Source organism: Catonella morbi ATCC 51271 (assembly GCF_000160035.2).
Lineage (GTDB): Bacteria > Bacillota > Clostridia > Lachnospirales > Lachnospiraceae > Catonella > Catonella morbi.
In genome coordinates, this window is the sequence record NZ_KI535366.1 from 445,042 (window position 1) to 469,670 (window position 24,629).

A 24,629-nucleotide genomic window follows, 5' to 3' on the forward strand; every position below is an offset into this window, starting at 1 on the left:
TAGCTTTATTTTTCTTAATTATAATAAATTTGAAAGCAAAAACTACGAAAAATGTCATTTTGGATGACAAAATTCGTAGTTGATAAATTGGTTAAAATGTGTTTGTCCTGAAATTTCGTTCAACATAACTTAAATCTAAACCAATGACAAGGTTTTTGCCTCAATTATCTCCTTAACTTCTTCTACATCCTTGTCTATTGTTTCTGCTATCTCTTCTACTGTAAAACCCTTATTGTACATTTTAATGATAATTTCTGCTCTTCCTTCTACTATTCCTTTCGCTATTCCTTCTGCTATTCCTTCCTCTACAAGTCCCTGACTCAGGTTACACATGTCGCTCACGTCCTTTCTTAGATTATCCTCAACATTAATCTCATATTCATTTTCAATTATGTTTATTTTTTCATCTGCCGTAAGTTTTCCGGACAGTAATGCTCCCAAAAGTCTATGCAGTTCATATACTTCATTATTTTCCGGAAGTTCTCTTGTCAAACCTATCATTACGATATTAAAAAGATCCATCTTGCCTTTCCAATCATACCTTCCTACAAGATCCTCTCTTGTAAGGTGTATATGACTTAAACTGTTCTCTTTCATATTCATACATACCCATATAGAGTATACCCGTTTAATATCATCATAATGAGAATTCTCAAAATCTCTTTCTTTCTGAGATGAAATAAGCCTGCTTACATAAAAGATTGCCCTGTTCAATATCTCATATCCTTTAGGTTCATCTTTCTGTGCTTCTATATTTATGATAATCTGTGAAAGTCCGTCTTTCATTTTTACATAAAAAACTATATCAAATCTTACAAGCCCTTCATTTATCTCACAGTCTTCCGTATTAAGCCCAACCAGCCTTTCTCCGTTACTTTTAATCTCTACATTGGTAAGCCCCGGTTCTACAGGTACAAGGCTTATATATGGTTCTCCTTCAATAAACTTAACTGCCTCTTCCCACTTCATTCCCCTAAATTCACTTACCGCTTTTACCAATATATGAGCTAATATACTCTTATTTCCAAGCAATCGCTTTGCACTTGCATCATACTGTGCATTTATATCCGTTGCTTTTATCATGTTTTTAAAACCCACTAACATTTACTCCTTTTTATCTTGCTTATATCTATATTATAACTCACTAAGCAGTTTTATACAATATACTTTATCCTACTCTAAAGCAGTAACATGAATTATTTCAAGAATATCAATAACCTTCCTTCCTATTTGGATGACATATTTCGTAGTTGACAAATTGAATAAAATGTGATGGTATGATATACTTTTATTGTTGTTTATAAAAAGAATGGAGCATTAAAATGTCGGATGTACTAAAAATAGCAGTATGTGAAGATGAAACAGACCAAAGAAACAGACTGCTTGCATTACTTGATGAGAGTAGTATAAAAAACACATACAGCGTTTTTGAAAATGGCGAAAAATTACTCAAAGTCTTTGAACGCGGAAAGTATGACCTTATCCTTATGGATATTTATATGGATAGCGAATTAAGCGGAATAGAAACAGTAAAGCTTATTCGCAAAAAAGATAAAGATATTTCTGTTGCTTTCGTAACTACAAGCAAAGACCATGCACTTGAAAGCTACCGCCTGTCCGCAATAAAATATATTGAAAAACCTTATTCAAAAGAAAACATAGAAGACACACTGAGTCTGGCACTCTTAAAAAAGCAGGATACACCCTCGCTTTTGGTACAAAAAAACGGAAGTTTACAAAAAATTCCTTTTGCGGATATTATTTATATTGAACAGCAGGTACATAAAATATTTATTTGTATAAATAATAACGAGGATGTGTACATATATGGGAAACTTTCTGATTTAAATGAGCAGCTTCTTGAAAAACAGTTTTTCATCCCTCACAAAAGTTTTGCGGTTAACCTTTCTTTTGTGAGATATATTGATACTGAGCTCAAATGCTTTGCAATGGTAAACCATGCCAATGTTCCCATACGCAGAGAATTATTGACAAAAGCTAAAAATACTTTGGAAAATTACTTATTTAACCGTACAAGGGGGCTTATGAATTGAAGATAAATACTAAATTTTTTATTTCTTTACAGATTATTTTAGTTTTACTTACAATAATCGCAATTTTCTCATCATTTGGGTTTAATATGTACCAAACAGGGCTGCCCGAAGCTTCTTACATCAAAAACGTAAAGCTGATTATAAACGGTGTCGAAAAAGATACCACACTTCCATATACTCTTACCGGCATAACCTCCGAAACTCCTGTTACTGTCAGAGCTTATATTTATCCTAAAAAAGAGGATTTCATCTATGTAAAAACCGCATATACGCCTGCAACAGTGTATACTGACGATATAGAGATTTATAAGTTCGGAAAGAAAGAAACCTATCCGTCTTTTATGAGAGATCCTGCCACTGAAGTATTTATAGCGGAACCAGCTGTACGGAACAAAAAAACTGAACTTAAAATCGAATTTCTCTCTCCCAAAACCCGCGGCTCCATGACTATATATCCTCCGATTATAGGCTCTATCAAGTCTATATTTCAGGATAGGATAACAGAGTACAGATATATATTTTTGCTTGCCATTGTTGAAATCGGAACAAGCATATCTCTTATTGTAATTTCCTTCATACTTAAATTTTTTGAAAAGAAAATAAGCCTTATATTTTTTTGGCTTGGCATATTTGCCCTTACATCAGGAGTTTGGGCATTTGGAGAAACCACTCTCACAGCCTTAGTAATTAAGAATCCGACTTTTCTCTACCTTTGCGCATTCCTAGGGCTTTTTACTTTAACTGTACCTCTGATACACCTTACCCTTGCATCGGTTGATTTTAAAAATCCAAAACCGCTATATATAATCTCGGCTTTTATAACTATAGCAGCCATCCTTTCTTTAATATTACAGCTTTTAGGTATATATCCTCTGTCGAGCAGTATGTATGCCTTCCATATTATTAATCCTTGTGCACTTTCTCTTCTTTTGTTTTTCATCCTCTATGAAGCATTTAAAAATGACAGTTTACAGGCAAAAAGGTTCATCCTTCCTATAATGATTTTGGCAATTTCCGCACTTATTGAAGTTACAAACTATTATTTCAGATTTACTTACAAGCTTGCTTCATTATTTCAATACGGAATCCTGCTGTTCATTATGGTAATGGGATTTATCATAGGCTTTTATACAAGAGATACAGCCAAAATAAAAAATGATAATGAAAAACTTACCTCAGAACTTGAATTTATAAGAATACAAATGGACGAGCAGAGAAAGTATAACGAATTGATTGCAAATAGTGAAAAAGCTCTTAAAAAACAGAGACATGACCTCCGTCACCATCTAATCACCATCAAAGAGCTTGCAGATAGCGCAAATGGTGAGCTTGACAGTTACATAAACTCGCTCATAGACAATGTTCCAAAACCACAGGAAAGATACTGCGAAAATACTGCTGTAAATGCAATCATTTCTCATTATGCTGCTATATGCAAGGATGAGAACATTACATTTACTACCAGGCTCGTTGTGCCTAATATAGAAAATACCGGCTTTAACAGTGAGCTTTCGGTAATATTTGGCAATCTGCTTGAAAATGCTACTTATGCCTGCAGGAAAACAGATAATGATAAAAGATTTATAAGAATATGCAGCGGCGTAAGATATGATACATTTGTTATCACTATGGATAATTCTTATGACGGAAATTTTATATCTGTAGATGGGCGATTTCGTTCCACCAAAAGAGACGGTTTCGGCATAGGTCTTTCTTCTATACAGTCTGTTGCAAGAAAGTATCATGGAGATGCGAAGTTTGAGGGAAAAGGCGAATATTTTCAGTCGTCTGTATATATGAGTATAGAAGGCATATAAAAATGATTAGGGACTGTTGCATTAAGAATGAAATACTCAAAATACAGTGATAATTTGATGACAAATTTACTATTTCTTGTTGTACTTTTACTTATTGCGACAGCCCCACTGATATAGGATTGCTCCGGTTTCTTGCAAATATATTACTGCTCATCTCTTATTTCACTCATCAGCTTATCCCTTGTTGCAGAAGTTTTGAGCAGCTTGCCATATTTCTTTATATCCACACTTGAATGTTCTCTTATAAAGTTCATACTGTAATAATTGGTTTCAAGTTCCGAGATAAAATAAACCATCTCTGAGCCTGAAGCTACAACAAGTTCCTCACTGTCATCAGCAGGGGTAAAATATCTCTCCATAAAATTGACCGCATTTGAAAGTGCCTTTTCTGCCTTTTCCGTGGTTTCAAGCACCGTTTTCTTTTCCCTTGCAAAAAATGCTGACATTTCACCTGCAAAAACTTCCTCATCAATACCTTCGCCAAGCTTTATAAGTTCAGCAAGCTTACTTATTGTCTTAACATATATTTTGTCCCGCACTTTGTCTAAGGCTCTTCCAAGAGTCAGTTTTTCATATTCTTTTCTTTCATTATCGTAAAGCTCACATACAGTTCTGTATCCCTCTTCTTCCTTAGCCTTCTTAAGTACATTAAACAAACGTTTAATATATTCTTCTTCTCTGTAAGTCTTTATAAAATAATTATTAAGTCCCGAAAGCATCATAGAAACCACGCTTATCTTCTCATCAAAGCCCGCACCTTCATAACCCGGAAGTTCTGCACCTATATCTCCGTTTTCCAGTATATCTTTAATCCTGTATTTATTCTCATACTTACGGTAAAGTTCAAGGAAATTAACAAAGTCTACAGCTATCCTCTTATCCTTTATAAACTCAAGAGCCACCTCATTAGTTATTTCAAAGCCTTTTCTTTCATAACCCCGGAGAAGCACAGAAAAATCTTCCCAGCCTCTTGGTGTAACTATGCGTTTTCCTTCTACAGTTGTCTCCATATGATAAAAATTTTCTTTTTTAATCTCTAAGAAGCTCATAATCGCAGGATGTACCCCCTGCTTTATTGCATAGTTCTTCCATACGCTGTATTCTGCTTCTATGGTTATCTGCCTTATTCTGTCCAAGGTTACAGTATCAAATTCTCTCACAGACTTGTTATAACCTGCAGGATTGCCTGCCGTAACTATAATCCAGCCCTTTGGCACACTGAAATTACCAAACTTTTTTTCCTGTAAAAACTGAAGCATCATAGGTGCAAGGGTTTCAGACACACAGTTTATTTCATCAAGGAACAGGATTCCTTCTCTGATTCCGGTCTGTTCTATACTCTCATAAATGCTTGCTATAATCTCACTCATAGTGTATTCGGTAGTAGAATACATTTTCCCGTCATACTCTCTTTCCTTAATAAAAGGAAGTCCCACCGCACTCTGCCTTGTATGATGGGTAATAGTATAAGAAACCAGCGCAACCCCTTCTTCTGCCGCCACCTGCTCCATAATGGCAGTCTTTCCCACTCCCGGAGGTCCTACCAAAAATAACGGACGCTGCTTCACCCTCGGAAGCAGATAGTTTCCCATCTCATCCTTTTCCAAATATAATGCCAAAGTACGCTTTATTTCTGTCTTTGCTGCTTCTATATTCATGTCTTTACCTTTCTAAAATTAAACATTTACAACCAAATGCATAGCCCAAACCGGAAATTCTGTACTTAAATAAGGCAGTTTTCCATCAGGATAAGCAGTTTCCGGAAAAACAAAGACCACATCATATTCAGGCTTCATTTCAGGATAAGTTCCATATCCGTCCGTAAAATAAATCAATCCCGAAGGCTTGCTCATCCTCTCTGCTTTTACTTCCTCAGCTATATAGCTAAAAGCTACCCTAAAATCCGTACCGCCACGCCCGATTATTTCAAACTCCCTAATATACAGCTCTAATTCATCTTTGCTCTTCAGTACCTTCACATCCTGAATCTGATTATCACACTGAATTATCACGCATTGTTTGGTTATGCCAAAGTCTTCCCCTGTACTTTCTTCGGTAAGAATATTAACAGTTTCTTCTAAAAAACCTGTAACAATCTCCCTGCTTACCGAGCCGGAGGTATCTATTACAACCACAAAATTTTTAACCGCTTCAGAAACCCTGTACTCCGGCTCCTCTATAAGCGGCATATTGCCGTAAAGTCTCAGCCCATAATTATAAAAACCATAATCAAATGTTTCAAAATCCAGCTTAATTTCTTCAACAGGCTCTTTAAATTTCCTTAAAAAGTCTGTATAAGATACTTTTTCTCTGTTTTTGGTCACAAGGCTTTGATAAAGTTTTGTATTTTCAATACCTATACTTCTTGAATAAGTTTCAATCTCGGTCTGAATCTTTGTACTTACATCCTTCCAAAGTTCCTCTTCTCGTGCATTTTCTTCTTTTTTATCTTTATCGGTTTTATTTTCATCATTATTTTTACCAGTCCAAAGTGAATGGTCATCCACCTTATAAAAATTTTCAAGAGCAAGTATATCTTCTTTGTTTTTCTTCAAATAATCGTAAATGTATTCAGCTGAAAATATCTTGCATTCCCTTGCTATCCTTGCTGTAGCTTCTTCTTTAAGCGGGGGAACGACCATTTCCACACTTGCAACCCCCATCTCATCTATAATGCCCTCTACCATAATATCTGCGGCTAAGTTCCATATATCCTCATCTCTGCCTTCCCTTCTGTACATATGTCCAAACAGGCAATGAAGTACACTATGAAGATAAGCCCTGTTTATAAGCAAAGGATTCTCCATATATTTCTCAGCCGAAAGCATAGGCACAAAATACAGCTTTCCCCCATCTGTAGCAAGAAAGTCTACCCTCAGGTCAGGCACTATGGTCAGTCCGTCAAGTGCAGGATAAAGATAACGCATAGACAGATACAACTCATTTTTAGCTGCATTAAATATCTTAAGTCCAAGATTTTCCCATTCCTTATTGCTTCTTCCCATTTTAAATTTCCATATCCATTATGCTTGTTTTCTTAAAATTTTTATTCCTGTAATCAATCATTATATTAACACCTTCCGCAAAATCATTTTCACAGAAGAAATCGGCAGCCTCATCCGCAGCTTCTTTAGTATCAAATATTCCCGCATTTATATAGGCTGTAACCGAAGCACTGTCTCTGTTAAGTGCAACCTCAGTTAATAGAGCTTTCTTATTATTTATAAGAAATTCAAGATATTCCGCTCTTTTTTCTTCTTTTAACTCTACCGGATAAATAAGTCTGGCCTTACAGACCTCAACCGCTTCATTTAACTCCATAGAATATTTTTGAATGGTAAACTGGGTATCATATTTCACATAATCAATGCCTTCCCTGCTCACACATTCCCTATAATTCATTCCCGCTCCGTGCATAATCTCAGCCACTATCTTGGCTCCCACATTATCTTGGAATTCCGGTTGAAAATGCGGGAAAAAAAGTTCATTCCCATATACTGAAACCGTCACGCTTTTTGACATGGCAAAAAGTATCTCCTTAAGCCCTCTAAGACTGCCACCTGCCCTTTTTACTTCTATATAATCAAGTTTACCGCAATTACGAAATGCCCCGTCTCCAAAGCTTGCTACTTTATCAAAAAATGTAAACTTCAATAGATTTCTACAGTTGTAGAAAGCATTATTTCCTACTTCTTCTACATTTTCAGGCAGATTTACCTCTGTAAGCTCCCTGTGTTCCTTAAATGCATAAGCAGCTACCTTAGTCACTTCACCCTCGCCTTCATAGAGAGCCTCATTAAGTTCTGCCACATTGTAGGCACTTCCCAAATATTTATTTAATATCATATCAAACCTTTAATCCTGTTCCATATCCCTATCTGAAATGCATCATAGGCTCTATCTCCTATAAACCATGCCGGCTGGATTGCCGCTATCCCTATCAGTATCCATTTTATATCTGTCTGTGTTAAAAATAACTGAGGAAATATTAATATCATAGGGATGGTAAGCAGGTTAAACACAATGAGCTTTGAGAAAATATATACCAGATTAGTCTTTTTAATATCTTTAATTTCTCTTTTTGCAAGCAATTCCCATATACCTTCCCTTGCGAATATATAAATTTCCACCACTGCATAAGTTATTATTTTAATTTTATCCGGAGCTATAAAAAAAACAAGTGCTAAAGAAGATACAATATAGGCGGCTCCCATTTTAAATCCGGATTCCCTGATTACTATTCCCGCAAAAAATCCTGACAGACTCAGTAAAAAAAGCGTACTCATTCCGAATACGCCTTCAAGCAGAATTAAAACCATCGAAATTGCAAGGCAAAGTCCCGCATACACTAATTCTTTCACATTTACATGCATGAACACAAATCTCCTCCCATACATTCACAAAGTGTATCTGCACACCAGAGGTTACAGAGCATATTTGTAGCATCATCTAAGGTGCTTCTCCCACCTCTGTAATTATTTCTTACAGTTGTATATCTGTTACTTTGAAAACTTAACTGATTTACCAGATTCTGATAGTCCATATTTCCGGGCTCCATAGCTACTGCAGTCTTTGCAAATTCTATGCCACGCATAGTATTTCCGAGTCCTACCTGGGCAATCGCACTGAAGTAATACCATCTGGCATTTCTGTCCCTCATACCTTCAAGGATTCTGAGTGCCTGACTGTAAGCTCTTCTGTTAAGAAGATAATAGACCTCAGCCATTTCACCGGTATCACCACCGTAATAATTTGTATTGTTATACGAATTATTATATGAGCTCCTATTGTCATATGTATCAGTTCTGTTATATGAATCGGAATAGCTATGTCCACTGTTTCTTTCTTTCATAATAGTGTCGTAAGCTTCCTGAACCTGCTTAAATTTCTCCTCTGCAAGTGAAGCAAGCGGATTACCTGCATAAGAATCGGGATGATACTTCCTGCTAAGCTCTCTGTAAGCTTTCTTTATCTCTTCAAGATCGGCATTACTTGATATGCCAAGTACCTCATACGGATTCATTTATCTCTCCTCCTGTCTCAAACTTTGACCAAACTCCATCATACAATATATTTCTTAAAATGTCGATATCCTTTATAAGCGGCAGTCTTTCAAATGCAGCCGCACACTCGCCAAGCGTAATTTCAAGCATAGTTCTTACATTTTCTTTAAAATTATCTTCTTTGTAAATATTCCTAAAAGGGTTATAATTTCCCCTCTTCACATCTTCTTTAACATCTTCATAGGCATCCATTATATAGATGAATTTCCCTATAAAAAATCCGATTCTCCTTAAATCTTCTTCCCAGTTATCTTTTTCATATACAAAAATCTCAGCCATCAGCCTTCCGAAAGTCCCTGCCACTTCTTCAATATCTTCACAAGCCTCTGCTTCAAGCCTGCTAAGTTCTCCCAGTTCTTTTTTTATAACTTTAACCTGTCTTTCGTATTTATCCGCTGCCTTTTTATATGAATGTTTAAATGCCAACAGCCCTGCTGCCGCCTTAAGCTTCTTTTCATCTTTATAATCATCGGCAAAATGTTCATAAGCCAAAATTATATTCATATCAGCTGCATACTCGCTGAATTTATTTGTAATTACGAGGCTTTTACGGAGAGGATGTACCATACAGCGTTTATTTTTTATTATAATCTCCGGCTCATAAAGCGAAGTTAAAAGTACTATCAGAAATGTCATATCATAGGAAAGCGAAAATCTTCCTCTGACACCATACCTTTCTCCCAGAGTCTCACAGAGTCCGCAGTAAAACCCCTTAAACTCGTAAAACTCTTTCATTTTCAACTCCATTTTATTAACATTTACATATCCGTACATATCCCTCCAAATTACAAATAAAAAATCTCCGAATTAACCGACAAGATAAGATTAACCCTAATATCCATCAATGTCAATTAAAACGGAGAAATTTTATTCTTAAGAAATACTTACAAGTACTTACCGCTTACTTCTTAGGCACAAGTTTTTCCTTGCCCCCCATATAAGGTCTTAAAACTTCAGGAATATTTACACTTCCATCTTCATTTAAGTTATTTTCGAGAAAAGCTATAAGCATACGAGGAGGTGCCGCAACTGTATTGTTAAGGGTTGTTGCAAAATAATTACCATTCTTATTGCGTACTCTTATACGAAGTCTCCTTGCCTGTGCATCGCCGAGGTTTGAACAGCTTCCTACTTCAAAATACTTCTGCTGTCTTGGGCTCCAAGCTTCCACATCGACAGATTTTACCTTAAGATCAGCAAGATCACCTGAACAGCACTCTAAGGTTCTTACAGGAATATCAAGGCTTCTAAAAAGGTCTACTGTATTCTGCCACATTTTATCGTACCATTTCATAGCTTCTTCAGGCTTACATACTACTATCATTTCCTGTTTTTCAAACTGATGTATACGATAAACTCCTCTTTCTTCTATACCGTGCGCACCTTTTTCTTTTCTAAAGCAAGGTGAATAACTGGTAAATTTCTGAGGAAGGCTCTCCTCATCAAGCATCCGGTCAATAAAACGACCTATCATAGAATGCTCACTGGTTCCGATAAGATAAAGATCCTCACCTTCAATCTTATACATCATAGCGTCCATTTCAGCAAAGCTCATAACTCCCGTAACTACATCACTTCTAATCATAAAAGGAGGTACACAGTAGGTAAAGCCCCTGTCTATCATAAAGTCTCTTGCATAGCTAAGTACAGCAGAATGAAGTCTCGCGATATCTCCCATAAGATAATAGAAACCGTTACCCGCAACCCTGCCTGCACTTTCAAGATCTATACCGTTAAAGCTTTCCATAATCTGGGTATGATAAGGAATTTCGAAATCGGGCACCTTAGGCTCACCAAACTTCTGAACTTCTACATTCTGTGAGTCATCCCTGCCTATCGGAACACTTGCATCAATTATGTTAGGTATGGTCATCATGATCTTCTTGATTTTCTCATCAAGTTCAGCCTGTTCCTTTTCCATGGCCTCAAGCTCTTTTGCATCAGCACTGACCCTTCTCTTAAGCTCCTCTGCTTCATCCTTCATACCCTGTGCCATACAAGCTCCGATTTGCTTGCTCAGTTTGTTTTTTTCTGCACGAAGAATATCACCCTTGGTTTTTAACTCCCTGCTTTTTTCATCAAGCTCTATTACTTCATTCACCAAAGGAAGCTTATCATCCTGAAACTTATTTCTTATGTTCTGTTTTACTGCGTCCGGGTTTTCTCTGACGAATCTGATATCTAACATAATGTCTCTCCTATATTGTTTATTTTTTGTAAATACAGCTCAAAAGACTATAAACCCTCTTACAAGCAAGCTTGCACAGGGCTTAAGTCTTTTGACTCTTATATTTTAAATATTTTTCATAACCTGGATTGCTTTTCTTGCCACTAACAGGTTGCCATGTTCCATAAGATAAGCTTCTATTGCAGGCAGATTTTTAATCTTAGCACCGAAATCTATCGCCATAAAGCAAATCTTGGCATAAGAAACAGTTGACATGGATGCCTTGTGTACAACCAAAACATATCCGTCATCTACCTTATACAAATCACTCTTAACCGGTCTCCCATAAGAAATTGATTTTGCATATTCAGTTATATCATCAAGAGCATCAAAATGCAATACTGTAGTTGTTTTTTCTCCATCCAGCCCGGCAATAGAGTCTGTAATTAACTTTTCCGGAGTCTTTTCTTCCTCTTCCGCATTCTCCCTGGCAGCACCCATCTCGCTGATGACCTGTCGGAGCTGATCTACTTTTGACATTTTCTTAAATAATGTTTCAAGTCTTTCTGCCAGGCCGCCTTCCACGATATCTTCCATACCTGCATCAGTAATGGTAATAGACACCTTTCCGCCCGGCATCTGCATTATTCCGAGAGTGACCATGCCACTTTTAGAAATATCTCCTACTTCTGCACCTGCTCTTTCAAGAAGTTCATGGATAAAGTCAGAAGCCTGATCACTTTGTTCTATAAAGTCATCTATGCCGATTCCGTACTCTTCCATGTCTTCCTCTGTAAGAATACATCTGACAGTTCCCTTATTTAATCTTATAAATTTCATTCACTACCTTCTTTGTGTGAGCGGTTTACTTATCTTTTTTCCTTTATAATGGCATATTTCTAAGGTTTTTTCAAGGTATTTTAAATGACAATAATCTTAATTGGTAATAAAATCCGAATTCTTGTTTTTTCTCTTAACAGGTATCTCCAACTTATCTTTGTCTTCATTTTTCTTCTTTTTGCTATCTTCCTTGAAAAAGCCTTTGTTGTTAGGATGCAGCGAAAGCCCGAGAGCCTCTCTTGCTACATCTGTAACCGTATCCACAAGTACTATCTCCAGAGATTTTTTGGTACTTTCAGGAACATCTATCAGATCTTCCTTATTTGTAAGAGGAATCAATACCTTCTTTATCCCTGCCCTTTCTGCCGCCATCAACTTCTCAGGCAGCCCGCCTATAGGAAGCACCTGTCCGCGAAGCGAAATTTCACCTGTCATTGCAAGTTCAGGATTTACCTTTATTCCGAGCACCAAAGAGGTTATTGCCGTAAACATGGTAATACCTGCCGATGGGCCATCCTTAGGCACAGAACCTGACGGCACATGAATATGTATGTCTTTGTCTCTGAAGTCAATCTTTTTATCAAATAATAATGACTTTGCAAGGTTCACAGCTATTGTTGCCGACTCCTTCATTACATCTCCGAGCTGCCCTGTAATTACTATCTGTCCTGTACCGGATAAAGCCGTAGTCTCTATAAAAAGTATCTCACCACCCGCCTGGGTCCACGCGAGCCCTGTTACCACACCCGGAATGTTATGTTTAAGCACCTTATCATGTAAGGCCTTTTTATTGCCAAGCAGCTTAGGCAAATCTTCCTTTTTAATAACTACTTTTTCTATTTCTTTTTCAAGGATTTTCACCGCAGCCTGTCTCATAAGCTTATCTATCTGCTTCTTGAGCCCTCTGACACCTGCTTCCATAGTGTAGTTTGCAATTATGTTTTTAAGTACCGCATCTGAAATCCCTATATTTTTCTTCAAAAGCCCGGCTTCTTCAAGAGACTTTGCCATAAGATGTTCTTTGGCTATATGAAACTTTTCCTCGGCAGTATAACCCGAAAGCTCTATAATTTCCATTCTGTCGAGCAAAGGATCGCTCATTTCATCTATATTATTGGCAGTACAAATAAAAAGCACTTTAGACAAGTCATAAGGCACATTCATATAGTGGTCTGTAAATGTCACATTCTGCTCAGGATCAAGGACTTCAAGAAGTGCACTTTCAGGATCTCCGTTAAAGCTTCCGTAACCTAATTTATCTATCTCATCAAGCACAATGACAGGATTGTTTACACCTGAACGCTTGATACTTTCCATTATCCGTCCCGGCATAGCTCCTATATAAGTTCTCCTATGTCCTCTTACCTCAGCCTCGTCCTTTATACCGCCAAGACTTATACGGATGTACTTTCTTCCCAAAGCCTCGGCTATAGCCTTACCCATACTGGTCTTCCCCGTACCGGGTGCACCTGTAAATAAAATAATAGATCCGGCATTCTGCTTCTTTAATGCCATAACAGCTATCTGTTCTATTACTCTTTCCTTCGGTTTTTTAAGTCCATGGTGGCTCTTGTTAAGTATTTCCTTGGCTTTCTTAATATCTATCTCTGTATCTTCGGGTGTTTTCCAGCTAAGTGCAGTAACAAATTCAAGATATTCTAAGGTAGAACCATATTCATGATCATCGCTTCCCATTTGTTTGAACTTATTAAACACCCTGTCTATCTCTGTTTTAACTTCCTCCGGAAAGCCTGCTTCTTCAATCTTTCCTTCAAGTCTTTTTATATCTGAGGTCTCATCAGGATTATATTCAGAAAGTTCATCATTAAGCAGATCTATCTGCCTTCTGATCATGTTTTCCCTGTAATTATCTCCCTGCTTATCCTGAATCTTCTTGTTTATATCTACCTGAAGTTCTACAAGATCCTTATATTTAAGCATAGCCTCCGAAATGAGATGATACCTTTCCATAAGCGAATCAGTTTCCAGCATGGCATATTTTTCAGCGGCAGTTAAATCTGTATAAGGTCCTACTATACTTATAACCTCATTTACATTGTCAAGCTTCTCAGAAAACCGCATAGCCCAGCTTCCCCACTGAAAATACGAAGAAATCTGTGCCAGGTTCTCGATTACCATATTAAATACTGCTCTCTGCTCCCTCTCATCTATATCCGCTTCATCATAAACTACCTCATAGTCGGCAGAAAGCACCTCTCTGTTGGCAGAAACATTATAGGTCTTTACCTTCACATCAGTTCTGACCGCTATAATAAAATCTCCGTCGTTATTTCTGATTCCTTTGATAATTCCGATTAAGCCAATCGGATAAAAATCTTCTGCTTTTAATTCTTCTCTTGTTTTCTCTTCTTTAAGCGGCAAAAGAATTACTGTATCTTCTAACCTAAGCGAACTCTTTTCTCTTTCAGTCAAAGAATCCGGCTCAAGGTTGTATTGTACATCCGGTAATATTATTGTATTATAAATAGGTATAACTAACATCTTACACCCCCATTCTTCCTTTTTACTTAATCTAATCTATAAAATGATACCATTTGTCGGGTATTTGTCAAGGTTTTAGGCTAACTTTTTGATTTGTCTCTTACTTGAATAAATATTAACACTTGTTTGTGTAAATACTGTGTAAGCAAATCTTGTATGCTTCTTAATTTATAATGAAATTCACTCCCACCAACTATATAATTATAGTTTGATAAACATAGGAGTTATAGCTAAAAATCCCCTTAGTAAGCAGTTTATTACACTACCTATTAAGGGGATATATTTTAGTTGTTATCTTGTATTTTAATTAGTTCTCTGTATTTTAGCATTTCATCCTAAGAAATGCCTAAAATATTAAGAGAATGCAAGAAATTATATATTATGGAGTTGTTGGAAATGCTTCTCCATAAAATTTTTCATAAAATTCTTTAACTTTAAAGCTGCCATGCAATCCTTTACCTTTAACCAAAGCATTTTTACCTACTGTAGAAAAATTCTTTAAGAGCTTTTCTATATCACTCACATAAAGTCCTTTTACACTTCGTGGTATTATAAGAATATCAATAGCCATTTGGTAATCTTTAGCTTCATTCCAAAAATCTTTATCTTCACCAACAAAAGAACCTTTATATGGTACTATTGTATTTAAATCGACACTGTTACCCCTGACTCCCACTGCACAAAGTCTTCTGGCATTACCTAAATTTCCTTTTTGACAAATATGTTTATCAACTCCTAAAAACTCACCTTCGGTTTCATTCTCAATATTACTGTAATCAGTATCATTACCATTGGATGATTTTAACATATATGCTCCGGCAGTTTTTTCCTGAGACTCAAAAGTAAGCAGTGCTGCAACATCATAAAACTCTGCTCCCGGTACATCATCCCATTCCAAAAGATGTTTTCCGCCTTCAAAATTAAGCCTTACTTTACCTGTTCCGGCTGACTTAACAAAACTGCCGTTATCATACTCATAAGTTGTTGAACCTAAAGTATTCTCTAATAACTGTACTTTCACATGTGCATTATATGTATCAGCTACAGTAAAATCTTCTATGTCATTCATTTTTTTGTATACAATCACTTTATACCAGCCTAAACCGGCTTTTCTGAGCTCGTTAAGCAAAGAAAAACTCTCCTGACCGGCTGCAACTGTGCCTTCTGCTTTTATTTTTACTTCATTGGCAGGAAGTACAGCTCCCATAGAAGTATGTGTACGAATAATCTTATAACTTAACTCAGCATTTTGTGACCTTCCGATTCTTGCTATTCCATTCTCATCAACAGTCAATGTAGTTGCAACCAAATCCTTAATCTTATCTACTTCAGCCTTTATCTTATTGTAACGTTCTGCATCGGTTACAACAGCTTTAAAGTCCTTTTCTGATAATTCTTTTCTTTTTTCTTCTATAATTCTAACAGCTTCCTTTGCAATATTTGCTTCCGGCTTACCTGTTTTAATTTTATTATACTCATTAGTTATTGCTGTTTTAGCCTCTTCAACTTTTCCTTTAATGACTTCTATTGCTGCATCAAGAACATTTTTCTTTAAGCTGACTTCGTTCTTCTTAGCTTCCCACTTTGCCTTTTCAGTTCCGCTTGTAGCATTAATTTTATCAGTAATCTTCGCAACAAGCTCATCTCCCATTTTCTTTATATCTTCATAATTATCTTTGTTAATCTTAGCCTCAGTAAACTTCAAATACTCGTCTATTCTTTTTTCAAAGGCCTTATCACCCTGATTGGTAACATTTCCTGATATCTCAGCCTTAACATCACTGCCTTTAATTTTTGCTTCTATTTTATAGGCACCATTATCCAGGGCTTCTATTTTGGCTTCATTAGAGCTTGAAGATATGATTCTTACTTTGTCTGATCCTTCCTTTATAGCCCAATCAAGGTTCTTATTTGTAGCATCAGCCGGGGTGTACGTAACCTTTAAGATTATAGTTTTACCATCCTCGTTAAGTTCTCCGCCTTCTTTACTTAGGGTAATAGCTGTAGCCTTCTTCTCCGTTTTGCTTGGGGTTTGCGAGCTTCCGCCTCCTAAATTAGCCCTATTTTCTCTGGCTTTTTTCTCTCTTTCTTTGTCTGCTTTTTCTCTTTCTGCCTTTTCTTTCTCTTCCTTTGCTTTTTCTTCTTCCATTCTTTTAGCTTCTTTATCAACAATATCAGAGCCGGCTTCATTCTTTACTTTTGTAACTTTATTTTCAAGTGTTATATCAGCTTTAGCCGCCTTCCCGGTAGTTTCAAGAGTTGTCGTATCTACCTTAACCGTAAGCTTTACAGGGCTTTCTACTCTTATCTTTGAAATCGAAGCCCCTTCACTTGCACTTGTAAGTTCCAGTTTTGAAGTAATATATGCCTTCCTAACTACAACACTTGCCTTATCATTATTTCCGACCTTTATATTTATATCACTGTTTTTACCAAGCTCTGTTGTTATTTTCTTACCAAACTCCGATAAATCAAGATTTCCGGTAGTATTCTTTTCTACCTTAAGCACAAAATTTCTTTTATTTAAATCAGAAGACCTGTCAAGTTTTACCTTAGTATCCTTGCCAGAGATTTTTATACTTTTTATCTTAGTTCTTGAAGTTTTTAATATATAATCGCCTTTTTCTATTCTGAGCTCATTTGAAAGCTTGACCCCTTTTAACTGAATTGTAGCCTTCTTAACATCGCTCTTTACTACAATTGATTTTGCCTCTGTATCCTTGATTACTATTCTGCCGTTCTTTACATCTTTTTTTGTCAAATACACAATACCATTCTTTTTTGTTGCTGCCACCGTTTTATTTGGCACCATCGAAAGTGTACTGCATACTGCTGTCACCAAAATTAAACCACATACTTTAATTTTCTTGCTTTTCATTAATTCCTCCTAAATTTAGTTCCCTATTAACTAATTATTCGTTACAATTCGGCGAATATATAACCCATTTTAAATTATAAGCATTTTCCAGTCAATTATTTAAATATAAATTATAAGCTGTAATAATAAATTATATTTTATATTTATGTAAAATAATCTTAAAACTGCCTTTTTTATTTAATGGGAAATTTCGAAGAAATTTCCTATTAAATAAAAAAATTCCCTTTTTATCAGTTTATTTTATTGATAAAAAAGGGAATTTAATTCAGTAATCTTTTCCCGAATCAGGTACTTATCTGCAATTAATAAGTATATACAACATCTTTGTAATCATTGTGGTTCTTATACATAGAGTAGCTTTTCTTTGCCCTATACATCTGAGCATCATAAGTTGAATCAATTACATTCCACTTAGAGTTTGCATACACATTATTCCATGCATGATAAACTGTAGCATTAGGCGTATACCCTGTCACTACCTTTGTCGGTATGCCGACGCTTCTAAGCATTGATGCCAAAAGCACCGAGTAATCATAACAGATACCTTTCTTCTCACTGTATACTTTAGAAACATTAGGTATATAAGCAATCGTCTTTGCTATATCATTAATATTATTGGCCTTTTCATAATCATAAGTATAATTTTTAACTACAAATTCATAGATATATTTAATTTTATCGTTATTATTACTGCCCTTACTCGCCAGTGTCTGAGCCTTCTTTATTGCTTCATTGGTTTTGTTCCAATCTATTATATAACTTGAAGACAGAAATGCATCATTATCATTTGCAAGTTTCTGAGTCACACTTACAGTCTGTACCACCGCATATTTTGTACCGGATATATTTCTGCACAGTATAAGCTTATATTCGCCGTTGCCCTGTGTAAGCGGAATATTAATATCAACATTTCCCTTAGGAATGTCATACTTATATTGAGTCCCTCCGGTAAGTTGAACTAAAAGTTTAACCTTTTCATCATACTCGTTGTTGTATGTGAGTTTAACTGTACCATCATTTGCATTTTCAATAGTCGCACTGTCTGCAAAAGCCCTCTCAGGTTTTGCAAGGCAAGCTATAAATAATAAAGTCATAACCAAAATATATTTATATATACTTCTCATATCATTCTCCTTTGGTAACATTTTATGGATTGTTTGTATAATAATAACTCTTTTTGAAACCAAATGCAAGTTATTTTTTATTAATTTACAATTTATTCATAAACTCTAATACGATTTTTAACTATCTTCTCAAAACTTCTTATATGCCGGTATAGCCTGTCTTTACAGGCATTGCCGGTATTTTATCTATCGGGAGATACTCACATATTTTCTTAAATCCGCTTGTGTTTTCGCTTTGAAAGGTAGTAAAGAAGTAGTAAAACATCTCTTTTCCTTTAAGCCACCAGTCTGAAAAATTCCGCCTGTGCGCTGTCAAAGGTGGCGTGTGCGTAATAGTTCAGGGTCATCGTTATGTTGGCGTGTCCCATAAGATACTGCAAGGCTTTCGGATTCATTCCCGCATTTGCCATATTGGTACAGAATGTGTGCCGCAGAGTATGAGGTGTTGTTACCACCGGCAAAACTTCCTCGTGTTTCTTGTTGTACTTTTCTACAAGTTTGCGAAACATAATATCATAGTTAATGTAGTTTTGAGGTGTTCCGTTTCTTGTAAGAAAGAGAAAGCCTGTATAACCGTCAACAGTAAAATCGCTTTTTCTTCGGTTCTGCATCACTCTCTGCAAGGCTTCCAGTACGCGGTCACTCATTGGAATTTTACGAATGCCGTTTTCCGTTTTCGGAGTTTCTATGCGGTAGGACTTTTTACCGGAGTATTGAAGCTGATGATCTACATTGATTGTCCGATTCTCAAAGTCAATATCACTGTCCGTTAGTCCGCAAAACTCGGAAATACGAAGTCCTGTTCCAAGCAGAATGATAAGCTCATCATAATACTTGTAATAGACCTTATCGCTTTTCACGAAGGAAAGCAGGCTTTCTTCCTGCATGGGCGAAAGAGGAATTTTCGGCTCGGTGTCATCCTCAATAACTGTATTGATATGAAAGTCAAAAGGATTTTTTCTGATACAGTCATCCTGAATAGCGGTGTAAAAAGCTGCCTTTAGAGAACGCTTATGGTTGCTAATCGTGATAAAAGAATAGCCTTTTTCTTTCATGCGTAAAGCCCATTCCTTTGCATCAGACATTTTTACATTCTCAATGCTGCATGCTCCGATTGTATCTTTCTCAAGTATTCTCATGAGCTGCTTTCGACCTTGTTTTGTACCATGCCTTACATTTGCATGATTTCGTATGTGCTTCTCATAAAGCTGGCATACGGTCATTTTCTTTCCTACAGGGTCAATCCCGTCATCAAGGTCTTTTTGTATTTCCTTAACCTTTTCACGCAGGGATTTATCCTCACGCTTACCCTTAGGGGTCTTATCCGTAGGAACTAATTTCCATGCGTACACAAATTGCGGTTTCCCAAAGGTATCTGTATATTTGTAAGCATATCTCCCGTCTTTTCTCTGGCTCTCACCTGACCGCAAAACTCGGTTCTTGCTGTCCCGTCTTTTTCCTGACATTTTATGCTCCTTTCCAAGACGGAAAGAGCCTTGATATGCTATATCTATTATACCATCGTCAAGGCTCGATCTCCATTAGATTGTGTCAACCGTATCGATCATTTTTTCAAACTGTCTGCGCTTGATCTGAATACGGTTGCCATTTAATATAACCCAATTTGCAGTAGGATTTTCTTCTGCCAGTTTTCGCAGCTTATTTTCTCCGATGCGAAAATACTTTGCCGCTTCTTCTATGGTAAGGGTATATTTCTCCCAGATAGGCACATCCGTTTGATTCATCTCATCGCCCCTTTTCTCAAAATAGGTATAAGTAAAAGTTCTGATATTCATATTTAAGAAAGGCATTACCGGATGGCTGTAAGCATTAGCCTCACGGGAATCTCACCCCTGCATGGTTCTCATGTAGCCCTACCCATTGCCTGCGACGCTTCTAACGCTCGGACTGTGGCTGTAAGGGAGTATCATTATATATTTTGTGCTGTCATGGCTTGCAAGGTGCTACGCTTGCTTTGCGGTAGAATATTTCTCGCTCGGCTTCCGTGTAGGGAAGTGTCATGGCGTATTCTCCGCACAGCTAAGGCACAAAAGGAAAGTGTCCGGTTTGCCCTATGATACGCCGCCGTTATCTTGCGGGTATATTTGTCAAAGAACAGGCGGCAAGTATTTTCTGCCTTGTCTGCGGAAAGGGGAGCGCAGATTGTTACAATCTTAAATCTTGAAAATCAGGACAGCCTGCATGAGCTTTGAGCGAAGGCGATCTCGCATATCCTCATCTATGCCGTAATAGGTGTTTCCCCGTTCATCACGGAGCTTTCTCATAGAAAGGTGTGCGATATAGTCTGCGTAATGCTGGCAGACAATATTCATTGCCTGTGGCTCTCCTTTGGTTGCGGCTATGATTACCGGATAAGGCAACAAGCCGCGTTCATCATCGGTTGTTTTACCAGCCTGGGTAGTCATAAGCGTGTTCCTCCAAATAGCGTTTCAACAGCTCAAATGAGCTGGTTCTTCGATACTGCACTGTGCTTCTCGGAATCTGATAGAGTGCTGCGATTTCCGCATCGCTCATATCAAAGAAGTAGTAGAGCAGGACAGCTCTTCTTTTTTCTTCCGGCAAGCTGTGGATCGCATCGGCAATAAGATTTGCACTCAATTCCTTTCCACCTGCGAAAAATGTTTGTTCTTCTTTATCTTCCGTAAAAAAATCTTCACAGGTATAAAGTTGGTTTTCCTCTTTCGGTGTCAGGTCGGAAAAGTTAATTTCGTGTGCCTGCCGCTTTTTAAGATCCCGATGGGCATTGATACTTTCGTTTTTCAATGTCCGCTTGCAGAAGCCGTTAAATGCGCAGCGTATCTGCCATTCGGTTCTTTCAGGTTCATTCATGGTATTCACCTCCTTTCGCAGCCGCGAAAGCGGGTAGAATTTCCCCTTTCGTAAACCCTCAACAACACAGAGTTGAAAACTGCCAAAGAAAAGCGAATATTTTTGAAAAAAAGTTTTTGTAGGCACAAAAAATCCCGACTGCACAGGGCAGCCGGGATCGGACATGAAAAGATAGCTATATGGATATGATGTAACAGGTTATCCGTAAGGGTACGGAAACCCGGAAATAGAATATATCCCCTTTAACTTAAGATGACGAAAAATAAACACGACGATACCTCCTTTGATACCGCTGTGTTCTGTGAATAGAGTGACGCTATACATCCTCCGCATCCTTTTTCAAAACAGAAAACGGCGGTTTGAAATTGTGACACTTTCAAAATCGCCGTCAGATCAAATCATATTAACTTTTCAGGTTACAGCATATCCTTGACAGCAGCTTTGTTTTTGTAAAGATAGATGAAATAGCATTTTTCATTGCGCCAAATAATGTAATTTGATTTTCCTATTCATTTTCAAAATAGCGGGAAATAAAAGCTATATTTTCATCTGTCCATTCCCCAAAATGTGACACAATACCGTTGTCCATAAACATCATATAATCGCAACAATATGCGACAAGTTCAGGATCATGGGTTATAATAAATTGGGTTTTGCCCATATCAGATAGTTTTTGGATGCAAGCTGCGACCTCTTTCATATGGCGGTAGTCCAATCCGCTGGTTGGCTCATCATACACGATGATTTCCTTGTGCGTAGCAATGGCACCGGCTATTGCCACACGTTGTTTCTGCCCGCCTGAAAGAGACATGGGATGGCTATCCTTGTACGATAGCAGATCCAACATGGACAGAATGTTCTCCGTGTAATTTTTTCTCTCTTCCTCAGAAATATTTTTAGCCCCAAGTGTTATCTCATCAAAAACGCTTTCTGCAAAAAGCTGGTGGTTGACATCCTGCATCACCATGTAACAGAGTTTCAGTCTCTGTTTCGATTTATATTCTCTCCCAAGGAATGAAAAGGTTCCTTTAATTTTTCTTTCTAAGCCGCACAAACACCTGGCCAGAGTTGTCTTTCCTGCACCATTATTCCCCAGCACTGCAACAACGGAGCCTTTTGGAATCTTCAGGTAGTCAATATTGAGGAGATTTTCCTTTCCGACAGTAAAAGAAAAATCCCGGAGTTCTATCCCTTCATCTGTCCTTTTGCTGCTCACTCGCAGCGGCACAAAGTGGCTTATCCCACGCAAGCCCATTTCATGTAAAGAGGGAAGCGGCTTTCGGAAAAAAATCTCACCGGTGAACTCTTGTTCAATTTTTCCTTTCCTGAAATACAGAACCCGGTCTGCAAGTCTGCGAAGCCAAGCCAGTCGGTGTTCTGCTACAATAACCGTCTTTCCTTGCGCCTTCCACAAAGACAAAATATTCTCAAGCTCATGGATTGTACCAATATCCAGGTTGGATGTCGGTTCATCCAAAACCAAAATATCAGGCAGCAAAGCATGGACAGAGGCACACGCTATTTTTTGTTTTTCGCCGCCGCTTAGTGTAAATAAGTTTCGGCCAAGCAGTGGTTCCAATCGCATTGCGGTCACCGTATCATCAAACCGCATTAGTATATCTTTTCGCTCCATGCCCATATTTTCACAGGAAAAGACGATTTCGGTATCCGTTACCAGGGTATAGAATTGTGCTTTAGGATTCTGAAACACAGAACCAATATAAGGAGCCAGTTCATGAAGTTCAAGCTCTTTTGGAATCATAGTATTAACCTGAACCTTACCGACGAGTGTCCCTTCATAATAGTTTGGAATCAGTCCATTAATCAAACGGCTGAATGTGGTTTTCCCACTGCCGGACTCCCCACACAACAATACAATTTCTCCTTTGGAAATTTGTGCGGAGTTATCAAGAATCGCCGCACCGTTTTCGGCATTCTCATAAGTAAAAGATACATGTTCAACTTTTATCAAAGAAAAATCTCCTTCTAAACATTTTAGCTACCACCCAAAGAATGCGGAAAGAACATAGCAAATAATAATGGCAATACAGAACAACAGTGCGACTGCATCCTGCCAGTGAAATCCTATCGGGCACATATTTGTGCGTCGCTGTGGGGAATCCAATCCCCGCGTGAGAGCTGACGTAGACAGCTCATTTCCAATTGTTACCAACCCTGTCAGAAGAGGCACCATTCTGTATTCCAACATTTCCATCGGATTGCGCCAGCTTAAGTCCCGCAGACGCATAGCATCACGAATCGCTTTGTACTCCTCCCGAATTGTAGGAATAAATCGAAACATTACGGATACCGGAACTGAAATTTTTTTGGATATATGCAGTCTGTCCATAGCTGCAACAAATTCACTTACCGTTGTTGTTAATATCAAAAGGCAAAACATGGACATCCCTGGCAGCAGCTTTGTAAACATGGCAATCATACCGGTGAAAAGGAGGTTGAACAGTGGCGACACATGAGGCATCAATAGCCTCGGTACGGTTGCGGTGACTATATACATAACAACATAGTAGGCTGCAATCTTTGTTTTTTTCAAAAAAACAAGAAATAAAAGAGGAATAGCGGCAAGGCATGGCAACACGAATCTCATTATTCCGATAATATCACTTGACATCATGACACAGGAAACCGTCAGGCAAAGCAGGATCTTTGTACGTGGGTCAAGATACATCTGCTTTGCTGTCGGCCTTGTATTTCGTAATATCGTGTTCATCAGACCAGCCCACTTCTCAAAAAGTGCTTTTTCAGTACAGCCCGACCAAGCAAACCGCCAAGTATGCCTCCGATAAAAGCGGAAAGGATAACTGCAGGGAACATCCACCAATAGTCAAGCCATCCGGAGATGGTGTACATGAAATCCTGTCCGTATGTCGCCGCATTTTTATTGAGCCATTCTGCACTGGCATTCAGCCAATGGATATAGTTGGCGCATGAGGTGAGCATCAAAAGAGCATATCCAAAAACGGCACGCTTCGCACTTCGATAGTCGCCGGATTTGATAATAAATTCCACAATCAGACCAATTACAACTCCGCAAATCAACGCATCAGGTCCCATTCCGGTCAGAAGAAGAACTATTCCGTTTACGAGCTCAAAAATCAGAATCATGCCGAACTTTTTTATTTTCGTAAAGTAAAGCATCATTGGAATGCCCATTATGATCGCTGCAACAAAGGGTATCATCATAAAACCGATGGGGGTTAGACCAATAGCAACTGCAACTACAACTCCTAGAATAACATTGATTGCCGTAAAAATTCCTACATTCATCAAATCTTTACCATTCAGTCGGTTCTGGTTCACTTCTTTTTTCATT

General features: G+C 37.7%; 22 protein-coding genes. 2 read left to right on the forward strand and 20 right to left on the reverse strand.

Translation table 11 applies throughout. The annotated features are described in order from the left end of the window. Window positions 1-135 precede the first annotated feature (135 nt). Window positions 136-1,104: a hypothetical protein gene (locus GCWU000282_RS02030; RefSeq protein WP_023353323.1), complete on the reverse strand. Its 969-nt coding sequence runs from the start codon at window positions 1,102-1,104 to the stop codon at window positions 136-138. A 218-nt stretch (window positions 1,105-1,322) separates the two neighbouring features. Here GCWU000282_RS02030 and GCWU000282_RS02035 point away from each other — a divergent pair, with 218 nt between their 5' ends. Further along, complete coding sequence (locus GCWU000282_RS02035) at window positions 1,323-2,054, forward strand: LytR/AlgR family response regulator transcription factor (RefSeq protein ID WP_023353324.1); 732 nt, start codon at window positions 1,323-1,325, stop codon at window positions 2,052-2,054. Then, entirely contained in the window at window positions 2,051-3,871 is a 1,821-nt protein-coding gene (locus GCWU000282_RS02040; protein ID WP_023353325.1) for a GHKL domain-containing protein, read from the forward strand. Before GCWU000282_RS02035 ends, GCWU000282_RS02040 begins: the two co-directional genes overlap by 4 nt. 143 nt (window positions 3,872-4,014) lie before the next feature. Here the strand turns inward: GCWU000282_RS02040 and GCWU000282_RS02045 are convergent, their stop codons facing one another. From GCWU000282_RS02045 to GCWU000282_RS02130, 19 genes are all read right to left on the reverse strand, one after another. Then, complete coding sequence (locus GCWU000282_RS02045) at window positions 4,015-5,529, reverse strand: ATP-binding protein (protein ID WP_023353326.1); 1,515 nt, start codon at window positions 5,527-5,529, stop codon at window positions 4,015-4,017. A gap of 18 nt (window positions 5,530-5,547) precedes the next feature. Then, window positions 5,548-6,876 (reverse strand): vWA domain-containing protein, encoded by a 1,329-nt coding sequence (locus GCWU000282_RS02050; RefSeq protein WP_023353327.1) that lies wholly within the window; start codon window positions 6,874-6,876, stop codon window positions 5,548-5,550. Window position 6,877: 1 nt separating this feature from the next. Beyond that, window positions 6,878-7,717, reverse strand: a complete 840-nt coding sequence (locus GCWU000282_RS02055; protein ID WP_023353328.1) for a leucine-rich repeat domain-containing protein — start codon at window positions 7,715-7,717, stop codon at window positions 6,878-6,880. Next, complete coding sequence (locus GCWU000282_RS02060; RefSeq protein WP_156913102.1) at window positions 7,714-8,250, reverse strand: hypothetical protein; 537 nt, start codon at window positions 8,248-8,250, stop codon at window positions 7,714-7,716. The genes GCWU000282_RS02055 and GCWU000282_RS02060 overlap by 4 nt, the downstream gene beginning before the upstream one ends. Further along, window positions 8,235-8,894, reverse strand: coding sequence for a J domain-containing protein (locus tag GCWU000282_RS02065; RefSeq protein ID WP_023353330.1), 660 nt, complete (start codon window positions 8,892-8,894; stop codon window positions 8,235-8,237). The genes GCWU000282_RS02060 and GCWU000282_RS02065 overlap by 16 nt, the downstream gene beginning before the upstream one ends. Next, entirely contained in the window at window positions 8,881-9,708 is an 828-nt protein-coding gene (locus tag GCWU000282_RS02070; RefSeq protein ID WP_023353331.1) for a DUF5685 family protein, read from the reverse strand. The genes GCWU000282_RS02065 and GCWU000282_RS02070 overlap by 14 nt, the downstream gene beginning before the upstream one ends. 127 nt (window positions 9,709-9,835) lie before the next feature. Beyond that, entirely contained in the window at window positions 9,836-11,122 is a 1,287-nt protein-coding gene (gene serS, locus GCWU000282_RS02075) for a serine--tRNA ligase (RefSeq protein ID WP_023353332.1), read from the reverse strand. A gap of 105 nt (window positions 11,123-11,227) precedes the next feature. Beyond that, entirely contained in the window at window positions 11,228-11,941 is a 714-nt protein-coding gene (locus GCWU000282_RS02080; protein ID WP_023353333.1) for an adaptor protein MecA, read from the reverse strand. 96 nt (window positions 11,942-12,037) lie between these two features. Further along, window positions 12,038-14,443, reverse strand: a complete 2,406-nt coding sequence (gene lon / locus GCWU000282_RS02085; RefSeq protein WP_023353334.1) for an endopeptidase La — start codon at window positions 14,441-14,443, stop codon at window positions 12,038-12,040. A gap of 379 nt (window positions 14,444-14,822) precedes the next feature. Further along, on the reverse strand, window positions 14,823-17,321 hold the full coding sequence (locus GCWU000282_RS02090) for a hypothetical protein (RefSeq protein WP_023353335.1): 2,499 nt from the start codon (window positions 17,319-17,321) through the stop codon (window positions 14,823-14,825). A gap of 302 nt (window positions 17,322-17,623) precedes the next feature. Beyond that, window positions 17,624-18,445, reverse strand: coding sequence for a transglutaminase-like domain-containing protein (locus tag GCWU000282_RS02095; protein WP_035039024.1), 822 nt, complete (start codon window positions 18,443-18,445; stop codon window positions 17,624-17,626). Between the two features lie 139 nt (window positions 18,446-18,584). Next, window positions 18,585-18,710, reverse strand: a complete 126-nt coding sequence (locus tag GCWU000282_RS17255; RefSeq protein ID WP_023353337.1) for a hypothetical protein — start codon at window positions 18,708-18,710, stop codon at window positions 18,585-18,587. A 10-nt stretch (window positions 18,711-18,720) separates the two neighbouring features. Continuing rightward, window positions 18,721-19,911: a site-specific integrase gene (locus GCWU000282_RS02100; protein ID WP_002983018.1), complete on the reverse strand. Its 1,191-nt coding sequence runs from the start codon at window positions 19,909-19,911 to the stop codon at window positions 18,721-18,723. A 75-nt stretch (window positions 19,912-19,986) separates the two neighbouring features. Next, window positions 19,987-20,190: an excisionase gene (locus GCWU000282_RS02105; RefSeq protein WP_002983016.1), complete on the reverse strand. Its 204-nt coding sequence runs from the start codon at window positions 20,188-20,190 to the stop codon at window positions 19,987-19,989. Window positions 20,191-20,619: 429 nt separating this feature from the next. Further along, window positions 20,620-20,871, reverse strand: a complete 252-nt coding sequence (locus tag GCWU000282_RS02110) for a helix-turn-helix domain-containing protein (RefSeq protein WP_023353339.1) — start codon at window positions 20,869-20,871, stop codon at window positions 20,620-20,622. Further along, window positions 20,852-21,295: an RNA polymerase sigma factor gene (locus tag GCWU000282_RS02115; RefSeq protein ID WP_009220377.1), complete on the reverse strand. Its 444-nt coding sequence runs from the start codon at window positions 21,293-21,295 to the stop codon at window positions 20,852-20,854. The genes GCWU000282_RS02110 and GCWU000282_RS02115 overlap by 20 nt, the downstream gene beginning before the upstream one ends. A gap of 505 nt (window positions 21,296-21,800) precedes the next feature. Next, complete coding sequence (locus GCWU000282_RS02120; RefSeq protein ID WP_002983007.1) at window positions 21,801-23,267, reverse strand: ABC transporter ATP-binding protein; 1,467 nt, start codon at window positions 23,265-23,267, stop codon at window positions 21,801-21,803. Window positions 23,268-23,294: 27 nt separating this feature from the next. Beyond that, window positions 23,295-24,026, reverse strand: a complete 732-nt coding sequence (locus GCWU000282_RS02125; RefSeq protein WP_009220376.1) for an energy-coupling factor transporter transmembrane component T — start codon at window positions 24,024-24,026, stop codon at window positions 23,295-23,297. After that, window positions 24,026-24,628 carry an MptD family putative ECF transporter S component gene (locus tag GCWU000282_RS02130; protein WP_009220375.1) on the reverse strand — a complete coding sequence of 201 codons (603 nt, stop codon included), beginning with the start codon at window positions 24,626-24,628 and terminating at the stop codon, window positions 24,026-24,028. The genes GCWU000282_RS02125 and GCWU000282_RS02130 overlap by 1 nt, the downstream gene beginning before the upstream one ends. Window position 24,629: the final 1 nt, after the last annotated feature.